Genomic DNA, 16674 nt, shown 5'->3' with positions numbered 1-16674 from the left:
AGGCCCTTCAGATGCGATCCATCCACAGAAACGCCGCCCTGGCCGCGGCAGTGGCCGCCGCCGTAACCGCCACCGTCCTCCTCGTGCCCGGCGCCCCCGACGCCAGGGCGGCAGCCGATCCGGACATCCCCGATGTCTGCGCCGAGCGCCGCCCCGAGCCGGCCGACCCGGGCTCGTACGGCATGCAGCTGGACGGCAGCTTCCGGCACCCCGCCCGCACCCCGGTCGACGAAGGAGTCGAACACTCCTTCCCGGGCCGCAACAAGGAGTACGACACCCGCTCGTACATCAAGAACATGAAGGTCGAAGGCGCCTACGAGGGCGAGGCATTCACCCCCGACTACTGGCACACCTGGCAGAACATCGTCGACTTCGACGGCCGCCGCTACCTCTTCCAGTACGACCGCTCGGAGGGCCGTGTCTACGACATCACCGACGTCAAGAACGTCAAGGTGGTCGAGAAGCTCAGCCGCGAGGACGTGGACGGCGACGAGACCAAGGCGAACGGCGACTGGGCGGCGAACGACTACTGGGGCGCCTCCACCATCCAGTGGAGCAAGAAGCTGAACGCCTACGTCATGGTCCAGAGCTTCGAGAGCAAGCGCCAGATCGAGGAACTGCACGACGACCCGGCCAAGAACAAGTACAACAACCCGGAGGGCGTGAAGAAGCTGCGCGCCAAGCCGGGGCTCAAGGGCTTCAAGGTCTACCGCCTGGACGGCCCGCGCAAGAAGGACTGGAAGCTGCTGGCGACCGTCTCCACCGACTCCACCCAGTCCGACCCGCTGAACAGCGACCCCGCCAAGGCGCAGCAGGGCTCCGGCTCGATCGACGTGCCGCACTGGACCGGCGAGAAGTACATGTTCATCGCCACCGCGCCGGACGACACCTACTCCGGCACCGAGTACCCCACCAGCCTCCACTCGGCCGGCTACCAGTCCTGGGACATGTCCGACCCCGCCCACCCGAAGCTCCTCGACACCTGGCACCTGCCGGGCCAGCGCACCGGTGAGGACGAGGCGTACAAGAAGAACCCCCGCTGCGGGAACCGCACCAGCTGGATGGGCGCCCGGATGCCGCTCCTCATCCCCAAGCCCGTGGAACAGGGCGGGCGGTACGCCTTCGCCGCCATGGGCGGCTACGGCCTGACGGTGCTGGACATCTCCGACCCCTCGAACATGAAGACGGTGAGCCACCTGGACCTGCCGCCGTCCGTGGCGGGCACCGAGGGGGACAACATCGACGTCTCCCAGTACGAGAAGACCGGGATGATCTACTACTCCGGCTACCCGCTCACCGAGGACTGCTACGAGCCCTACAAGGACGTCTACCAGATCGACGCCAAGGACCCGAAGCACCCCCGCGTCGTCGGCACCCTCCCCCGTCCCACCCCGCCCAAGTCCGCCGACTTCACGGACTACTGCCAGCGCCGCGGCAGCTTCGGCCCCAAGCGCACCGGCTACTACACCAACCCGGGCCGGCACAGCCCCGGCGTCCTGGGCTACGGCTTCTACAACGCGGGAGTGCAGTTCTTCGACGTCTCCGACCCGCGCAAGCCGGAGATCGCCGCCTACTTCGTCCCCAAGGCGTACGGCGCCGACACCGCGGAGTACGCCTACGGGAACCAGACCCACGGCGTCTACGTGGAATGGGACCGCAACATCGCCTGGGCACTGACCAACCACGGCATCTACGCACTTTCCTCGAAGAAGGTGCTGGGCAAGCCGGACCTGGACCGGCCGGCGAAGCCGTTCCGCAACAGCCAGTTCTGACACCGCACGCGGGGGCGGCACTCGCCGCCCCCGCGTACCTCCCCGCTCCGCCTCTCCCACCCTTGCCGTCCCCAGCCCCCTTTCTGCTCAGAAGGGCACCACCGCCATGGCTGCATCAGAGAAGTCCGCACCGCCCCAGCCTGTCCTGCCCGCCGACACCGTCCGACCGGCGGGTGAAGGCGGAGGGCTGATCCGCTCACTCACGCACCGGCAGACCACCATGATCGGGCTCGGTTCCGCGCTCGGCACCGGCCTCTTCCTCGGCTCCGGATCGGCGATATCCGCCGCGGGTCCCGCCGTGATCATCTCGTACGTGGTCGGGGCGGTTCTGGTCGCCATCATCGCCGTGCTGCTCGGCGAGATGTCCGCCGCGCACCCGGTCCAGGGCTCGTTCGGCGCCATCGCGCACCGCTATCTCGGCCCGTGGGCCGGATTCCTCAGCCGCTGGCTGTACTGGTTCAGCGCGGTCGTGGTGATCGGCACGGAGGTGGTCGCCTCCGCGCTCTACATCCGCTGGTGGTGGCCGGAGGTACCGATGTCCGCTGCCATCCTGGCGGTCGCGGCGGTCGTGCTCGCGGTCAACATCATCAGCGTGAAGTCCTTCGGCACCACCGAGTTCTGGCTCTCCACCGTCAAGGTGGTCGCGTTGTGCGCGTTCATCCTGTGTGCCGCCCTGCTGGTCTTCTTCGGGCTGCCCGACACCGAGGCCACCGGCTTCGCCCACCTCACCGACGACGGCGGCTTCCTCCCGCACGGCGCCAAGTCCATCTGGCTGGCCATGTCCGTGGTGATGTTCGCGTACGCCGGCTTCGAGATCGTCGCCATCGCGGCGGCGGAGACCGCCGACCCGCAGCGCGCCATCCGCACCGCGATGCGCCAGCTCGCCTGGCGGCTCAGCGCCTTCTACATCCTGTCGATCGTCCTGGTGCTGGCGCTGATCCCGTGGCGGCGCATGGCGGCCGCCGACGGCAGTGTGGAGACGAGCCCGTTCGTACGGGTCTTCTCGGAGGTCGGCGTGCCCGCCGCGGCAACCCTCACCAACGCCGTCGTACTCATCGCCGCCATGTCGGCCGCCAACGCCCACCTCTACGGTGCCTCCCGGCTGCTGCACTCGCTCGGCGACGACGGCCTGGCCCCGGCACCGATGGCCAAGCTCAGTCGTCGCGGCGTCCCGGCAAACGCGCTGGCCGCGTCCACCCTGGGCATCGCGACCGCCGCGCTGCTCGCCTTCTATGACGTCAGCGGCCTCTTCACCATCCTGATGTCGATCGCCATCTTCGCCGTCCTGATGGTGTGGCTGCTGATCCTCGCCTCGTACCTCGCCTTCCGCCGCCACCGGACGGCGAATCCCACGGACTTCACCGGCTTCAGCATCCCGGGCGGCAGCAAGCTCGCAGTCGTGGCAGGGGCCGGGGTGCTCGCCGTCGCCGCCACCGCGGTCGAGGTCCCTGACATGCGCCAGGCGGCGGGCATCGGCCTCGCCTTCACCGTCGTACTCCTCGCCTGCTACGCACTGACCGGACGCCGCCGGGCACGACAGAAGTAGCGGCCGGACCGCTCCTCCTCGCCGCCACGGCCGTCTTCAACTGCCTGGTGATCGCCGGCAACCTGTCCGGCGGGCCCGAGTGCACCGTGTCCCGGCCGCTGCCGTACTGCCCCGCGACACCGTCAGGGCTCTATGTCGTCCCATTGGTCCAGCAGGATGTCGCCTGTGAGCTCACCGGGTTCCGCTGCTCCGTCGATCAGGGTCTGCTCGGTCCAGATGACCTTGCCGCGGGCCATGTAGCGGGTGCCCCAGCGCTGCGTGTACTGGGTGATGAGGAACAGGCCGCGGCCGCCCTCGTCGGTGGTGGCCGCCCGGCGCAGGTGCGGGGAGGTGCTGGAGCCGTCGGTGACCTCGCAGATCACGTGGTTGCGGTCGTGCAACAGGCGGAGTCGGATGGGCGGGGTGCCGTACCGGATGGCATTGGTGACAAGCTCGCTGACGACCAGCTCGGTGGTGAAGATGACCTGGTCCAGGTCCCAGTCCTCCAGCCGGCGGCTGACATCGGTGCGCACCTGTGAGACGGCGGCGGGTTCGGCAGGGATGTCCCACTCGGCCACCCGGCCGGGGTCCAGCAGCCGGGTGCGGGCGATGAGGAGGGCGATGTCGTCGGTGGGACGGGCCGGGCGCAACGCGTCGAAGACCGCCTGACAGTGCTGTTCGGGGCTCCGGTCGGGGTGGGCCAGTGCGTCCCGCAGGAGGTCCAGACCGGTGTCATGGTCGCGGTGGCCGTTCTCGACGAGTCCGTCGGTGTACAGAACGAGGCTGGAACCCTCCGGCAGCTGCAGTTCGGCGGTCTCGAACGGCAGGCCGCCGCCCACACCCAGTGGCGGGGAGGCGGGCACCTCGGGGAAGGTGACGGTGCCGTCGGGGCGGACCAGCGCGGGGCCGGGATGTCCGGCCCGGGCAAAGGTGCACACCCCGGCAACCGGGTCGTAGATCGCAAACAGGCAGGTGGCGCCGCTGATGCCTTCGCTCCCGCCTTCAGCGGCCTCGTCGGCGTCGATCCGGGCGACCAGTTCGTCCAGGTGGGCGAGAAGTTCGTCGGGCGGCAGGTCAAGGGTGGAGAAGTTGTGCACGGCGGTGCGCAGCCGGCCCATGGTGGCCGCGGCGTGCAGGCCGTGCCCGACCACATCGCCCACCACCAGGGCCACCCGGGCGCTGGGCAGCGGGATGACGTCGAACCAGTCGCCGCCCGCCCCGGCCTGGGCGGGCAGGTAGCGGTGGGCCACCTCGACGGCGGACTGCTCGGGCAGGGCGCGGGGCAGCAGGCTGCGCTGCAGGGTGACGGCCAGGGTGCGCTCGCGGGTGTAGCGGCGGGCGTTGTCGATGGCCCCTGCCGCCCGAGCGGCCAGTTCCTCGGCCAGGGACAGATCGTCCTGCTCGAAGGGGGGATGGTCCGAGCGCCAGAAGTTTGCCACCCCCAGTACCACCCCTCGGGCCCGCAGCGGCACCGAGATCAGCGAGTGGATGCCGTAGTCCACGGCTCTCTGCGCCTGTTCCGGATCCTGGGCGCGCCAGTCGTCGGAAGCGGCAAGGTCCGACTGCAGCACGGAGTGGCCGTCGGCCACTCCGGCGTCCAAGGGGTCGGCGGAGATCAAACGGATCGGCTCGCCCGAGTGGTAGAGGGGCGGGTCCTCGCGAATGCCCCGCATGGCGGCCCGGCACATCTCGGTGCTCGCGCCCGTCGGCTCCTCCCCGCGCAGGACCGGGGCCAGCAGCTCGACGGTGACGAAATCGGCGAACCTGGGCACCGCCACCTCCGCCAGCTCCTCGGCCGTGCGCACCACTTCCAGCGTGGTCCCGATCCGCACCCCCGCCTCGTACAGAAGCCGCAGGCGTTCCCGAGCCCCCTCCGCCCGCCCTGCCAGGGCTCTCAGCTCGGTGGTGTCGCGCAGCGTGGCCACGCTGCCCGCTGGGCTCCCGTGCTGGTCGACGGGCCGCACGTTGACGGCCAGCAGCCGGTCCCCGGCCAGATGCACCTCGTCGGTGGCCACCCGCCCCGAGGCCAGCAGCTCGGCGGCCAGCAGCTCGGCGGCCCCGGCCTCGAGGCCCAGGTCGGTGACGTGCCGCCCCTCCGCCTGCGCCGGCAGGTCCAGCAGCCGGCGGGCCTCGTCGTTGGCCAGCAGTAGCCGCCCGTCGCTGCCAGTGATCAACACGCCCTCGCGCACCGAGTGCAGCACCGCGTCGTGATGCTCGTACATCCGAGTCATCTCCACCGGGCCAAGACCTCGCGTTTGACGCCGCAGCCGTCTGCTCACGAGTGCCGTTCCGACTGTGGCGAGTACGAGCCCTGCGCCGGCACCGAGCAGGAGCGGCGGCAGTTGATGCCCCTGCAGTCCGGTAACGCGTTCGATGGTGAATCCCGTGGAGACCAGGCCCACGACCGAGCCCTTGTCATCGGTGACTGGGACGATGACCTGCTGTTGGTCGCCGACGGTCTCTACGACGACCTTTCCCTCAAGTGCCGGACCGATGTTGCCGACGAACTTCTTCCCGATCCGGTCCTGGAACGGATGGGTGTAGCGCACACCCTCCGTGCTCATCACGATGATGAATTCGCCGCCGGCGGCCTTTCGGGCAGCCTCGGCACGCGGCTGCAGCACTGCGGTCGGGTCCTCGGACCGCAGCGCCGCAACTATCCCCGGGGAGTTCGCGAAGGTCTGGGCGGCGGTGACAGACCGGTGGAGGGCCCCCCGCTCGTTGTCGCTCTGTGTCTGCACCACGAGCGAGATCGCCGCGCCGACGACGAGCAGCACCACAACCGTCACCTGCAGGACAAGCACCTGATTGGCGACACTGTGCACGCTCAGCAGAGAGCGCAAACGCCGCCTCCGCAACCGGTGCGTCTCCTTCGGCTCGCCCTCCGGTCGAGCTGACTGCCCGGACTCCGGCCGCGGCACCCCCCACCGACTTCGCGTGCGCCGACCAGCGGACAGTCGAGAGGGCGACGCTGAAAACCGGCGAAAAATGCTGACAAACCTCATCTAAGTATTGTCCCTCCGTATGGCTGACCAGGTCCTGGCCGAGCTGGAAGGGCTGTGGTCGCAACGGTTCGAAGCCGCGGCCGGTGAGGAAGCACCGCCGGTGACGCACCGGCGCACGGCTTCGACAGGGTCGTAATGGCCGGCCACTACCTGGGCGGCCGCCTCGCCCGGACAGCGCGCCTAGCCTGGGGCTCATGAGGCCCATGATCCGTGCCGCCAGTCTGCGTGGCTTCGTGTCACTTGTCCGCGAACTCGGTGGCGACCCCGATCGCTACCTGGAGCGGTTCGCGATCCCTGCCGAGGCGCTGCTGGCCGACGACGGCCTGATCCCCATCACCGAGCACGACCTGATGCTCGACACCGCCGCGACGGAGCTCGGCTGTCCTGATCTCGGCCTGCGCCTGGCCGTCTCGCAGGACCTCACGATCCTGGGTCCCATCGCGCTGGCCATCGAGTCGTCGTCGACTGTCGCGGAAGCCCTGCGGTGCGCGTCGCGGTTCATGTTCGTGCACAGCCCAGCCCTCAGCGTCGGAATCGAGACCGACCCGAGAGGACAACGCGGCGTGGTCGCCCTGAGCTACCGCAAGGATCTGCGCGAGTCGCCGTACTCGCCCCAGGCGATCGAGCTGGGCCTGGGCCTCTTCCATCGCGTCGCCGTTCGCCTGCTCGGCGCGCTCACGGGGCTGAGGTCGGTCGAGATCCCGCACAAACCGCTGTCGCCCGTCCGGTGCTACACGGACTACTTCGGTGTGGACGTGAAGTTCGGCTCGCCCGTTGCGGCCTTGCGTGTGGACCGGGGCATCCTGGACACCAGGTTCACCGGGGCCGACGAAGAGATCCGACGAGTGGCGGTGGACCACTTGGTCCGGCACTACCCCGACCCCACCACCCGGATCCCGGTGCGGGTACGAGGTGTGCTCGCCGAAGGGCTCGGCGTGTCACCCCCGTCCCTCGCTCAAACGGCGAGACTGCTCACGATGCACCCGAGGACCCTGCAACGCCGCTTGGCCGCGGAGGGCTCGTCGTTCGACAAGGTTCTCGACGACGTCCGCCGCGAAGCAGCGCACCGGTACATCACCACCACAGCTCTGCCACTCGGCCAGATCGCCGTGATGGTGGGCTTCAGCGAGCAGTCGGCCCTGACCCACGCCGTGCGCCGATGGTACGGCGACAGTCCGCGGGAGCTGCGCGCTCGGGCGTCGGTGCATCGCTGAGAGTTGTCGCGTCGGAGCAAGTCTTTCTGTGGAGCGCGGCACACCCTGAGACCCATGGCGACAGAGCAGCAGTCAGCGGAACAGAGGCTCAGTGGCATCGGGGCCCGCCCGATCCCGGAGTTCGACGGCGTCCACGACGTATGGCCGCGAGGGGCGCGCCTGCAGGCGGTGCGTGAGGCGGCGGCCGCGTACAAGGTGCGGTTCACGTCGCAGGGCAGCGTTCGCGCGGTGCGGTCGGTCGACATCGCCGCCGCGCCCTACCCGGTCAAGTACGCCTTCCACGACGCCGTCTCGGTGCCGGCGCTGCCTCTGATCTCGATGATCAACCGTATGATCGTCGTGCAGTACGACGACTGGAACGATGTGCCGCGCACGCTCGTGTTCGAGCCGACCGTGCCGGACGGTTCCGCCGAGGCACCCTTCTACCGCAACCTGCAGAAAGCCCTGGACAAGGTCCCCGGCGGCCACCTCCTGGAGAAGGTCGTCCTGCGGTACTACAACGAACCCGGCGATGTCCTCACCAAGCTCGGTCTGGCGGCCGACGACATCGACTTCTGCACCTTCGACCACCTGCACGTGCAGGACCCGCGGATGATCCTCGGCTCGACCGAGGTCATCGAAGGCGAGGCCCGCCCGCGGGAGCCCCTGTTCGGCAACGCGAAGATGCTGGTGCACAGCCGTGAACTCGCCACCCTGCAGTCCCTGCACCCGATGCAGTGGGCGTGGTACGTCGAGGGCGGACTGGGCGGCGTCGACCTGGACAAAGCCGTCACCTTCGACGGGGACATCGAACTCGGCCCCGGCATCGCGCTGCTGTGGACACCCGGGCACACCGACGGCAACCACTCTCTGGTGATCAACACGCCGGACGGTGTCTGGGTGTCCTCGGAGAACGGCATCTCCCTCGACAACTGGCAGCCCGAGCTGTCGAAGATCCCGGGCGTGCGCAAGTACCACAAGCAATTCGGCCGGGAGATCTGCCCCAACGCCAACACCCTCGAGGACTCACTGGACCAGTACGACTCCATGGTCAAGGAGAAGACGCTTGCGGACCGGTGCAAGCGCGATCCGCGCTGGCTGCAGATCCTGCCCTCGACCGAACTCGCCCCGTGGAGACGGTTCTGGCCCGTCGTGCCCACCTACGCGCACGGCGGCATCTCGTACGGCGAGATCAAGGGGAGCCTGCGATGAGCACGTCCGTCCCCGCCGGCGCGGTTGTCACCGGCGCGGGCCGGGGCCTGGGCAAGGAGATCGCCAGGCTGCTCGTGGAGCGAGGCCATCTGGTCCTCGTGACCGACGTCGACCAGGCGGCGGCCGAGGCCGCGGCGGCCGAACTGGGTGACCGGGCCGTCGCCCGCGCCGTCGACGTCCGCGACCATGTCCAGGTCGAGGCCGCCCGCGACGACATCGTGGCTCGTGCGGGCAGGCTCGACACGTGGGTCAACAACGCGGGGGTGCTCTTCACCGGCCCGGCCTGGGAGCAGAGCGCGGACGCGAGACGGCTCATGGTCGAGGTCAACACACTGGGCATGATCAACGGCACGGTGGCTGCCATCCGGGCCATGAGCACATCGAAGGGGGGTCACGTGGTCAACATCGTGTCGCTCGCCGGCCTGACCGCGGTCCCGGGCGAGGCGGTCTACGCGGGCTCCAAGCACGCGGCGATCGGGTTCAGCACAAGCACGATGGCCGACCTGCGGGCCGCCGGAGTCAAGCACGTCGACATCTCCTGCGTCTGCCCCGACGGCATCTGGACCCCCATGCTCCACGACAAGCTCGACGACCCGGGCTCCGCGATGTCCTTCTCCGGCAAGCTGCTGCAGCCGGCGGAGGTGGTCGAGGCGGTGCGTGGCGTGCTCGACAAGCCGCGTCTGATCACCGCGATCCCTGGCTGGCGCGGGATTGTCGCGCGCCTGTCCGGGGCCGTGCCCGGGTTCGGCCTGAAGGCCATGCCGTTGATCGCGGCTCAGGGCCGTCGGGTCCAGCGCAAGCTGCTCTCCTCGGGCGGACCGCCTGGACGCTGACCGAACCCGCGCTACCGCCGCTCGCTGCCGGAGGAGGTGTGGTGGCTTCTCCGGCGCCAAGCATGGTCTACGGGGCCGGGACCCGTGAGAGGTGCCCCTTGACTGATCCGATGCACCGATGAGGTCGTACCCTCACCTCAACCCCGAAGCGGTGACAAGTCGTCCCGGGGGTGAGCGTGTGCTCGGTGGGCGCGGGCCACGCCACCACGTCCAAGCAGTTCCCGGTGGTACGGGCAGCGGATGCCGGCCGAGTGGAACAGCACGGACTCGCCATGGTGGTGGCCGCGTCTCAGGACTCTGAGGTCCGGCGGCGAGCAGGTCGACCAGTTGCATGGCCATGTCATGCGCGGTCTGCACGCTCGCGAAAGCGTTGCGGGTGCGTTCGAGGCAGGCGGACAAGGCCGGGGCATACGGTCTGGCCTTGTCCGGCACGTTGTCCGCGAGGCCCGCACAGCTGAAGAACTCGCCATCCGCCGCGTCCGGTTGGACGGCACTCACGACGAGCGCGGCGGCCCGGCCGGGGAGAAAAGGTCGGCGCCCGACCGGACACGGCGCACGGCTGTGCGGCCGGCACGAGCCGTCCAGTCACGCCAGAGCGGCTCCCAAGCAGCTAGCAATTGCTTCGGATCAGTGATCTGACGACGGAAGCCCCCGGCTTCCGGGGGCGGAGACCAGGGGGCCTGCCATGACAGGGCGGTCACCAGGGCGAACCCGGCGCCCCAATGCCAGCAAGTGTCGAGAGCAAGTCGCCCAGAGACCGCCCGGCACTGATGTGCGCGTGCCATTCGCATCAACGTGCATCACCGATCACGGTCACGCTCTCGTCAACGACTCACGTCAACAACGGCCGCGCGCCGTCGCGCAGCCGCGGTCCGCAAGACCCAGAGTCCGTTGCTCACGCTCCGAGCAGCGGCACGACGTCGGGGGAGAGGTCGGACCGTGCGCGATGGAGGCGCAGGGGGTGGCAGCCACCGGCCGGCGGGCTTACGGGCGACATCCACGTCGGCCTCCACCACCAGTTGTGGGCGCACGACAATGACGTCCAAGACGTCCCGGCTGCTCCACCCGGTGGTGAACGTGCGCTCCTGCCCACGGTCGTTTCGTTTGCCGCTGGCGTCAGTGCCTCCGAGCCTCCGAGAGCGGGCATCACGGTGTGGGCGAGAGGGTGTGGTGCGGCCGGTGTTACGCAGGGAGCCGGTGTGGTCGTGGCGCCCCAGCAGGAGCGTGCGGGGCGCACTGGGTGGGCCGGTGCCTCTCCGCGAACAAGGCGCCCCGACGCTGACGCGCGGTCTGCGCGCACCAATGCGCTCGCCGACGTAGGACTTACCGCTGAGCGGGGCACCGTGAGCGATGCCCCGCGGGCCTGGCGGCGTCAGCCGGTCAGCGCAGCTGTTCCTTTCTCTGGCCTGAGCCGTGGTGCCGCGGCACCCGTGGGGGCGACGATCAGCATGAAGGGAACCACGGCCGGCAGCACGATGGCGGGGGGTCCGCCGAGCTGACCGGCAGGCTGATGCTGCCGGCGGCCTGCACCTCAAACGCCGGCACGGTGGCCAGGGGGATGGCGAGGAAGTCTCCGCCGGCCCGGGCAGGGGCCGTGGACCGGAGCGGGTGCCCTATGGTGGCCGTGACTCCGAGCGGACACAGGAGCAGCAATGAAGCGAGCAGCAGCACACGGGCCGGCGCATGTCGGCTTTCGTGGTGTGCTGGCTCTGCTCGTGGCCGTGGTGGCGCTGCTGTGCGTCTTTGGGCACGTAGAGCGTGGCGGGCCGGGCACGCACCCGTCCGTCGCGCAGCATGTGCATGCACCGACCGCCTCTGAGGGGTCAGGCGGGGCGGCGGCGCCGTGCGGCAAGAAGGTGATCACCGATCACAGCGCGCAGCGGGCCGAGAGTGTGTCGCCGACGGCTTCGTGCCCGGGTCCCGCGGCCCCTCACGCCGCCCCCGCGTCGTCCCTGTCACAGCACTCCGGGATGCTGTCGGGCGGCCCGGCTCCGCCGCCGCCAACGACACTCCACTCCGTTCTGCGGATTTAGACCGGCCTGTTGGTCGTGTCCCTGAATCCTTGGAAACGGAGCTGTTCAGATGTCCTCATCCCGGCGCTCATGGAGTCGGGCGGGTGCCGCACTGCGTGCTTGGCGAACCCGTCAATGGACTGTGGCGGGCCTCGGCGCCCTGGCCACAGCGATCCTGGTCGGCGCACCCACCGACGTCGTGCCCAATCCGCTGTTCGGCCGGTCGGTACCCGTGCAGTGGTGGAACTACCCGGCCCTCGCCGTCACGGCCGTACTGGCCGGCATCGTCCTGAGCACCTATGTGCGCCAGCCCTCTGTCCCTTCGGGGCCCAAGACTCACAACGGCGGCCGTCTGGGAGCGGCCGGCGGCGCACTGTCCTTCTTCGCCGTCGGCTGCCCGGTCTGCAACAAGCTCGTCCTTCTGCTCCTCGGTGCTACCGGAGCCTTGAGCTACTGGGCTCCCCTGCAGCCGCTGCTGGCTGTCGTGTCGGCGGGGCTGCTGGCGGAAGCCGCGCTGCGCCGCCTGTCCTCCCAGACCGCGTGCCCGGTCACGGCGTCTGCCTGACCTGCGGCCCGGTTCTGCCCCTTCTCCCTCAAATCTGAGGTGTTCCATGACTGCGTCCAAACCCTCTTCGTCTCACCGCACCCGCAGGCGCACCATCGCGGCCGCCGCGGTCCTCGCCGCCGCCGCGGTGACCGGAGCCTTCGCCCTCACGATGGACGAATCCGAGAACCGCAACGAGGCCCCAGGCGAGTCCGCGGTTGTCACCGAGCCCGCCGCTCCCACGCCCGCCGACGAGAGCCTGCTCGCCCTTGCCCGCCGCGATCCCTCCGACGCCCTGGCCGTCGGACGGACGGACGCCCCGGTGGTGATGATCGAGTACTCCGACTTCCAGTGCCCGTTCTGCGGCCAGTTCGCCCGCAAGACCGAGCCGGAACTGCTGCGCTCGTACGTGGACAAGGGCGTCCTGCGTATCGAATGGCGCAACTTCCCCGTCTTCGGCGAGGAGTCCGAGCAGGCCGCGCTGGCCGGCTGGGCGGCCGGACGGCAGGACAAGTTCTGGGAGTTCCACGATGTTGCCTACAGCAAGCCGCGTGAGCGTAACGCCGGTGAGTTCAGCGCTGAGAGCCTCATCGCCATGGCCCGTGAGGCCGGAATCACCGACATCGAGCAGTTCCAGGCGGATATGGCATCGGGTACGGCCCGCAGCGCCGTGCAGAAGGACCAAGAGGAGGGCTACAAGCTTGGTGTGACCAGTACTCCGGCGTTTCTGATCAACAGCCGGCCGATCCTGGGGGCTCAGCCCACGGCCACCTTCAATGAAGCCGTCGAGGCGGCGGCGAAGGCGGCCGGTCGATGAGCGAGGCCGGACTGGCCGTGGCCTTCCTCGGCGGTCTACTGGCTCTGCTCAGTCCGTGCAGCGCGCTGTTGCTGCCGGCCTTCTTCGCCTACTCCTTCACCAGCCGCACCCGGCTGGTGGCGCGCACCGGCCTGTTCTACATCGGCTTGTGCACGACGCTCGTGCCGCTCGGCGTGGCCGGTTCCTTCGCCAGCCGGCTCTTCTACGGCCATCGGGACACACTGGTGGCGGTCGGAGGATGGACGGTCATCGCACTGGGCGTGGCCCAGATCGCCGGAATGGGGTTCGGTTCGCGGCGGATGGCGCAGGCCGCGGGCGGGCGCCGTTCCGCCTCTGGGCTTTCGGTGTTCGCGCTGGGCGCGGTGTACGGGCTGGCAGGTTTCTGTGCGGGGCCGATCCTCGGCGGCATCCTGACCGTGGCGGCCGTGGACGGTGATCCCCTGCACGGCGGGGTGCTGCTCGCCGTCTACGCCCTGGGGATGGCGGTTCCGATGTTCGTGCTGGCGTTGTTGTGGGACCGCTTCGATCTGGGCCGCAAACGCTGGTTGCGGGGCCGGGTCTTCCGGGTGGGTCCGGTGGCCCTGCACAGCACCTCGGTCGTCGGCGGCGTGTTGTTCATCGCGCTCGGTGTGGCCTTCCTTGCCTTCGACGGCACGTCCGCGCTGCCGTCGGTGTTGAGCACCGACTCCGAGTTCGCCCTGGAAGAACGGTTGTCCGACCTCGGCGCAGCGGTGTCCGACCGGCTGGTTGTGCTGGTCCTGGCCGCTGTGGCGGCGCTGGCCGCACTGCTGGTGCTGTTGAGGCCGATGAGAAGGCGGGATCCGCAGCCGTCGCCGGAAGAGGAGCCGTCTACGCACGGGTAGCGGGCCTTTGGCCGCATGCCCTGGCCGGCGAAACGGGAGGGATCCGGAGCCGGACCCCTCCCGTTTCTCGCGTGGCTCAGCAGTTGCGCAGTGCGGCCAGCGTGTTGGCGAGGTCGGCGGCGCGGGGACGGTTGTGGGGCAGCTTGGCGAGCATGGCGGCCATGCCGCAGGTGTTGGTCAGGGCGGAGAAGACCAGGCCGCCCGCGATGCCGGCGGAGACGAGCTGCAAGGCGGGGTGGACGACGAGCCCGAGCAGCAGGCCGAGCAGCACGATCACTCCTGCGGTGAGCCTCACCTGCCGTTCCATGCCCCAAGGGGCCCGCGAGGTGCCCTGGGGGTGGTACAGCTCGTGGCCGTCGGCCGCCCAGGCGCCGGTGCCTCCCGACAGGGTGGCGGCGGTGACGCCGTGCTCCGCGAAGATCCTGCAGGCGTTCTCGGAGCGGGCGCCCGAGGCGCATACGATCAGGACGTCACAGCGGTCAGCGGCGTGTTGGATGTCGGGCAGCGCGCGCCGGATCTGGTCGAGGGGGATGTTGAGCGCGCCGGGGAGATGGCCGCCGGCGTATTCGCCCGGGGTGCGCACGTCGATGATGATCAGCTCGTGCAGGCGGGTGCGCACCTCGTGGGTGGCGAGGGCCGCGGGTGTGGTCATGGCAGATGTCCTTGCGTGTCGGAGTGGTGGTGGAGCTTGCCCTGACGTGAGCCGAACTGGAGCGGTCCGGAACGGCTGCGCCGGGCACAGGGCAGACCCGAAGTGAGGTCCCCCCATGTTGGTGAGCACCGTGACGAGACGCGCGGCCGACTGGAGAAGCTCTCCCTGTCCCTGTCCCTGTCCCTGGCCTTGGCCGTTGCCGGTCCTCGGGTTCAGACGATCACGTCAACGAGCATGAAGGCCGCCACCGCCAGCAGTACGCCGGCGAAGATTCTCTGAAGGGTGGTGCCGGAGATCTTCGTCGCGAGCCGTTGGCCGTCCCAGGCGCCGAGGATCGCGGCTCCGGTGAAGGGGCCGATGATCTCCCAGTGGAGCCCGCTACCGGCGCCGGTGCGAGCGGCGAGCGCGGCCAGCGCGTTCACCGTGATGACGAGCAGGCTGGTGCCTACCGCCCGCCGCATAGCCAGTCCCAGGACGCTCACCAGGGCGGGCACGGCGAGGAATCCCCCACCGACCCCCCAGAAAGCCCGTCACGGCGCCAAGTCCGGCACCGGCACCGGCCGCCTTGCCAGGACGGATCCGGTCCGGCGGCTCGGACGCGGACGGACGCAGCATACGCAGGGCCGCCTGCACGGCGATGAGCGCGAACGCCGCTGTCAGCACCGCTTCGGGCAGGCGCCCGGCGACGGCCCCGGCGAGGAAGGCGGGGACGATGCCCGCCGCAGCGAACAGCACTCCTGTCTTCCATGCCACGTTCCCGTCGCGGGTGTGGGCATACAGGGCGGTGGCGGAGGTGGCGGAAACGATGAGCAGGCTGGCCGTGGTGGCGGCGTCGGCGAAACGGGCGCGGGGGAAGGAGGCGAGCCGCTCGCCCTCACGGACCCAGCCGGCCGGATCACCGGTGACGGCTGCGGCCGGGCGGTCGATACCCACCCGCGCCAGTTCCCGCTGCGCGTCGGTGATCTGCTCCGGGGCGTCGGCGAGCAGGGTGACGGGCTTGCCCCACGGGATCAGCCAGGCCAGGTAGGTGGCGAGTTTGCCCTCGCCCTCGAAGTTGAACGATCCGGCCACGTGTCCCTCGGCGAAGGCCACGCGGCTGCGCAGGTCCACCACCCACTCACCCGCGGCCAGCCGGGAGGCGATCTCCTCGGCATCCGCGCGCCTAGGTGGGGTGAGGTCGACCGATGCGGGGCCCGCGGCGTTGGCCGGACCCATGTGCGCGTAGTAGGCCGGGACGTCGTCGAGCCCGGCGAGCATCTGGGCGATGAAGGTGTCCACGTCCAGGGTCAGCGCGTCGTTTGTCGCGCGCTCCTGGCCGATCGTGGTCGCGTTCCCCTCGGCCTGGGATGAGGAGCAGAAGCTGCCGAATCCATGGGTGGGCAGCACCGGCACCTCGTCGTCCAGCTCGTAGGCCAGGCGGTGGGCGGAGGCGTGCTGGGCGCGGGCCAGCTGCTCGGTCAGCCGTGGCTCGACCAGGTCCGGGCGGCCCACGGTGCCGATCAGCAGCGAGCCGCCGGTGAACGCCGCCACACCGCGACCGTCTTCGGTAAGGGCGTAGGAGGTGTGGTGCGGGTGTGGCCCGGGGTGGCGATAGCGCGCAGCACCAGGCCCTCGTCCACCGTCACGGTGTCGCCGTCGGCGACAGGGGTGCGGTCGAAGGACACGTGTGCCCCGGCCGGCACCAGGTACTGGGCGCCGGTGACGCGGGCCGGCTCCAGGCCGCCGGTGATGTAGTCGTTGTGCACATGAGTCTCGGCCACGCAAGCGATGCGCACCCCGCGGCGGGCCGCTGCGGCTATGACCTGGTCGATGTCGCGCGGTGGGTCGATGGCCACCGCGGCATTGGGTCCGCCGGAGAGTTCCCCGTGACGGCGAGACCACGCTCATCCAGGCCCTCGACCCGGGCACCATGGTCACCCTCACCGGCCTGCCCGCCCTGGAACCAGTTGCCACCGACGCCACGGTCCGGCTGGACGCAGCCCTGGGCTCACCCGACTGACCCACCCACGCCCGGCCGGCGGCCAGCGGGCCCGATGCGCAGACCCGAATGCTCCCAGTGGTCCAGGCGGTGTACCTATGCCGAGAACTGGTGATTTCATGGTCCTGGTGACGGGCAGGAGGGTCGAGCCGGACCGGAGCGCCGATGACGCGCACCTCGCGGGGCAGCGTGGTGTCGTTGAGACAGCGGCGTAGCTGCCGGTTGTACCCGTCGGCCGTCTGCACTGGGGTGCTGCACCGAGCGCAGC

At 69.9% G+C, this 16674-nt stretch carries 10 protein-coding genes and 3 pseudogenes; 9 read left to right on the top strand and 4 right to left on the bottom strand.

What is annotated here, in order from left to right; translation table 11 throughout:
• The first annotated feature begins 11 nt into the window (after window positions 1–11).
• Window positions 12–1772 (top strand): LVIVD repeat-containing protein, encoded by a 1761-nt coding sequence (locus tag ACFWR9_RS29140; protein WP_383847008.1) that lies wholly within the window; start codon window positions 12–14, stop codon window positions 1770–1772.
• A gap of 106 nt (window positions 1773–1878) precedes the next feature.
• Window positions 1879–3318 carry an amino acid permease gene (locus ACFWR9_RS29135; RefSeq protein WP_383847006.1) on the top strand — a complete coding sequence of 480 codons (1440 nt, stop codon included), beginning with the start codon at window positions 1879–1881 and terminating at the stop codon, window positions 3316–3318.
• Between the two features lie 122 nt (window positions 3319–3440).
• Here ACFWR9_RS29135 and ACFWR9_RS29130 read toward each other — a convergent pair whose 3' ends face one another.
• On the bottom strand, window positions 3441–6131 hold the full coding sequence (locus ACFWR9_RS29130; RefSeq protein WP_383847056.1) for a SpoIIE family protein phosphatase: 2691 nt from the start codon (window positions 6129–6131) through the stop codon (window positions 3441–3443).
• A gap of 365 nt (window positions 6132–6496) precedes the next feature.
• On the opposite strand from ACFWR9_RS29130, the gene ACFWR9_RS29125 reads away from it, so the two are divergent.
• The 6 genes from ACFWR9_RS29125 (at window position 6497) to ACFWR9_RS29100 (ending at window position 13776) form a co-directional block, all read left to right on the top strand.
• Complete coding sequence (locus tag ACFWR9_RS29125) at window positions 6497–7516, top strand: AraC family transcriptional regulator (RefSeq protein WP_383847004.1); 1020 nt, start codon at window positions 6497–6499, stop codon at window positions 7514–7516.
• Window positions 7517–7570: 54 nt separating this feature from the next.
• Complete coding sequence (locus ACFWR9_RS29120) at window positions 7571–8707, top strand: hypothetical protein (protein ID WP_383847003.1); 1137 nt, start codon at window positions 7571–7573, stop codon at window positions 8705–8707.
• Entirely contained in the window at window positions 8704–9540 is an 837-nt protein-coding gene (locus ACFWR9_RS29115; RefSeq protein ID WP_383847001.1) for an SDR family oxidoreductase, read from the top strand. Before ACFWR9_RS29120 ends, ACFWR9_RS29115 begins: the two co-directional genes overlap by 4 nt.
• 2082 nt (window positions 9541–11622) lie before the next feature.
• Window positions 11623–12117: a hypothetical protein gene (locus tag ACFWR9_RS29110; RefSeq protein WP_383847000.1), complete on the top strand. Its 495-nt coding sequence runs from the start codon at window positions 11623–11625 to the stop codon at window positions 12115–12117.
• 46 nt (window positions 12118–12163) lie between these two features.
• Window positions 12164–12913, top strand: coding sequence for a DsbA family protein (locus tag ACFWR9_RS29105; protein ID WP_383846998.1), 750 nt, complete (start codon window positions 12164–12166; stop codon window positions 12911–12913).
• Window positions 12910–13776, top strand: a complete 867-nt coding sequence (locus tag ACFWR9_RS29100) for a cytochrome c biogenesis CcdA family protein (protein WP_383846996.1) — start codon at window positions 12910–12912, stop codon at window positions 13774–13776. Before ACFWR9_RS29105 ends, ACFWR9_RS29100 begins: the two co-directional genes overlap by 4 nt.
• A gap of 76 nt (window positions 13777–13852) precedes the next feature.
• Here ACFWR9_RS29100 and ACFWR9_RS29095 read toward each other — a convergent pair whose 3' ends face one another.
• The 3 genes and pseudogenes from ACFWR9_RS29095 to ACFWR9_RS29085 all read right to left on the bottom strand — a co-directional run.
• Window positions 13853–14428, bottom strand: coding sequence for a rhodanese-like domain-containing protein (locus ACFWR9_RS29095; protein WP_383846994.1), 576 nt, complete (start codon window positions 14426–14428; stop codon window positions 13853–13855).
• Window positions 14429–14640: 212 nt separating this feature from the next.
• Window positions 14641–15259: pseudogene (locus ACFWR9_RS29090) on the bottom strand (sulfite exporter TauE/SafE family protein); the annotation flags it as partial.
• Window positions 15254–16287 (bottom strand): annotated as a pseudogene (locus ACFWR9_RS29085) (MBL fold metallo-hydrolase); the annotation flags it as partial. The pseudogenes ACFWR9_RS29085 and ACFWR9_RS29090, both read right to left, overlap by 6 nt.
• Between ACFWR9_RS29085 and ACFWR9_RS29080 the strand changes: the two are divergent.
• A pseudogene (locus ACFWR9_RS29080) lies at window positions 16287–16427 on the top strand (DUF302 domain-containing protein); the annotation flags it as partial. The pseudogenes ACFWR9_RS29085 and ACFWR9_RS29080 sit on opposite strands and share 1 nt — an antisense overlap.
• Window positions 16428–16674 lie beyond the last annotated feature (247 nt).

This window comes from Streptomyces sp. NPDC058534 (assembly GCF_042717365.1).
GTDB lineage: Bacteria > Actinomycetota > Actinomycetes > Streptomycetales > Streptomycetaceae > Streptomyces.
Note: the sequence above shows the minus strand (reverse complement) of the source record. Positions and strands in the feature narration are given on the sequence as shown.

What these genes read in the sequence shown, in the direction of transcription:
- ACFWR9_RS29100 (WP_383846996.1), top strand. Translation starts at nt 12,910, where the DNA reads ATGAGCGAGGCCGGACTGGCCGTGGCCTTCCTCGGCGGTCTACTGGCT.
- ACFWR9_RS29110 (WP_383847000.1), top strand. Translation starts at nt 11,623, where the DNA reads ATGTCCTCATCCCGGCGCTCATGGAGTCGGGCGGGTGCCGCACTGCGT.
- ACFWR9_RS29095 (WP_383846994.1), bottom strand. Translation starts at nt 14,428, where the DNA reads ATGACCACACCCGCGGCCCTCGCCACCCACGAGGTGCGCACCCGCCTG.
- ACFWR9_RS29135 (WP_383847006.1), top strand. Translation starts at nt 1,879, where the DNA reads ATGGCTGCATCAGAGAAGTCCGCACCGCCCCAGCCTGTCCTGCCCGCC.
- ACFWR9_RS29105 (WP_383846998.1), top strand. Translation starts at nt 12,164, where the DNA reads ATGACTGCGTCCAAACCCTCTTCGTCTCACCGCACCCGCAGGCGCACC.
- ACFWR9_RS29115 (WP_383847001.1), top strand. Translation starts at nt 8,704, where the DNA reads ATGAGCACGTCCGTCCCCGCCGGCGCGGTTGTCACCGGCGCGGGCCGG.
- ACFWR9_RS29140 (WP_383847008.1), top strand. Translation starts at nt 12, where the DNA reads ATGCGATCCATCCACAGAAACGCCGCCCTGGCCGCGGCAGTGGCCGCC.
- ACFWR9_RS29120 (WP_383847003.1), top strand. Translation starts at nt 7,571, where the DNA reads ATGGCGACAGAGCAGCAGTCAGCGGAACAGAGGCTCAGTGGCATCGGG.
- ACFWR9_RS29125 (WP_383847004.1), top strand. Translation starts at nt 6,497, where the DNA reads ATGAGGCCCATGATCCGTGCCGCCAGTCTGCGTGGCTTCGTGTCACTT.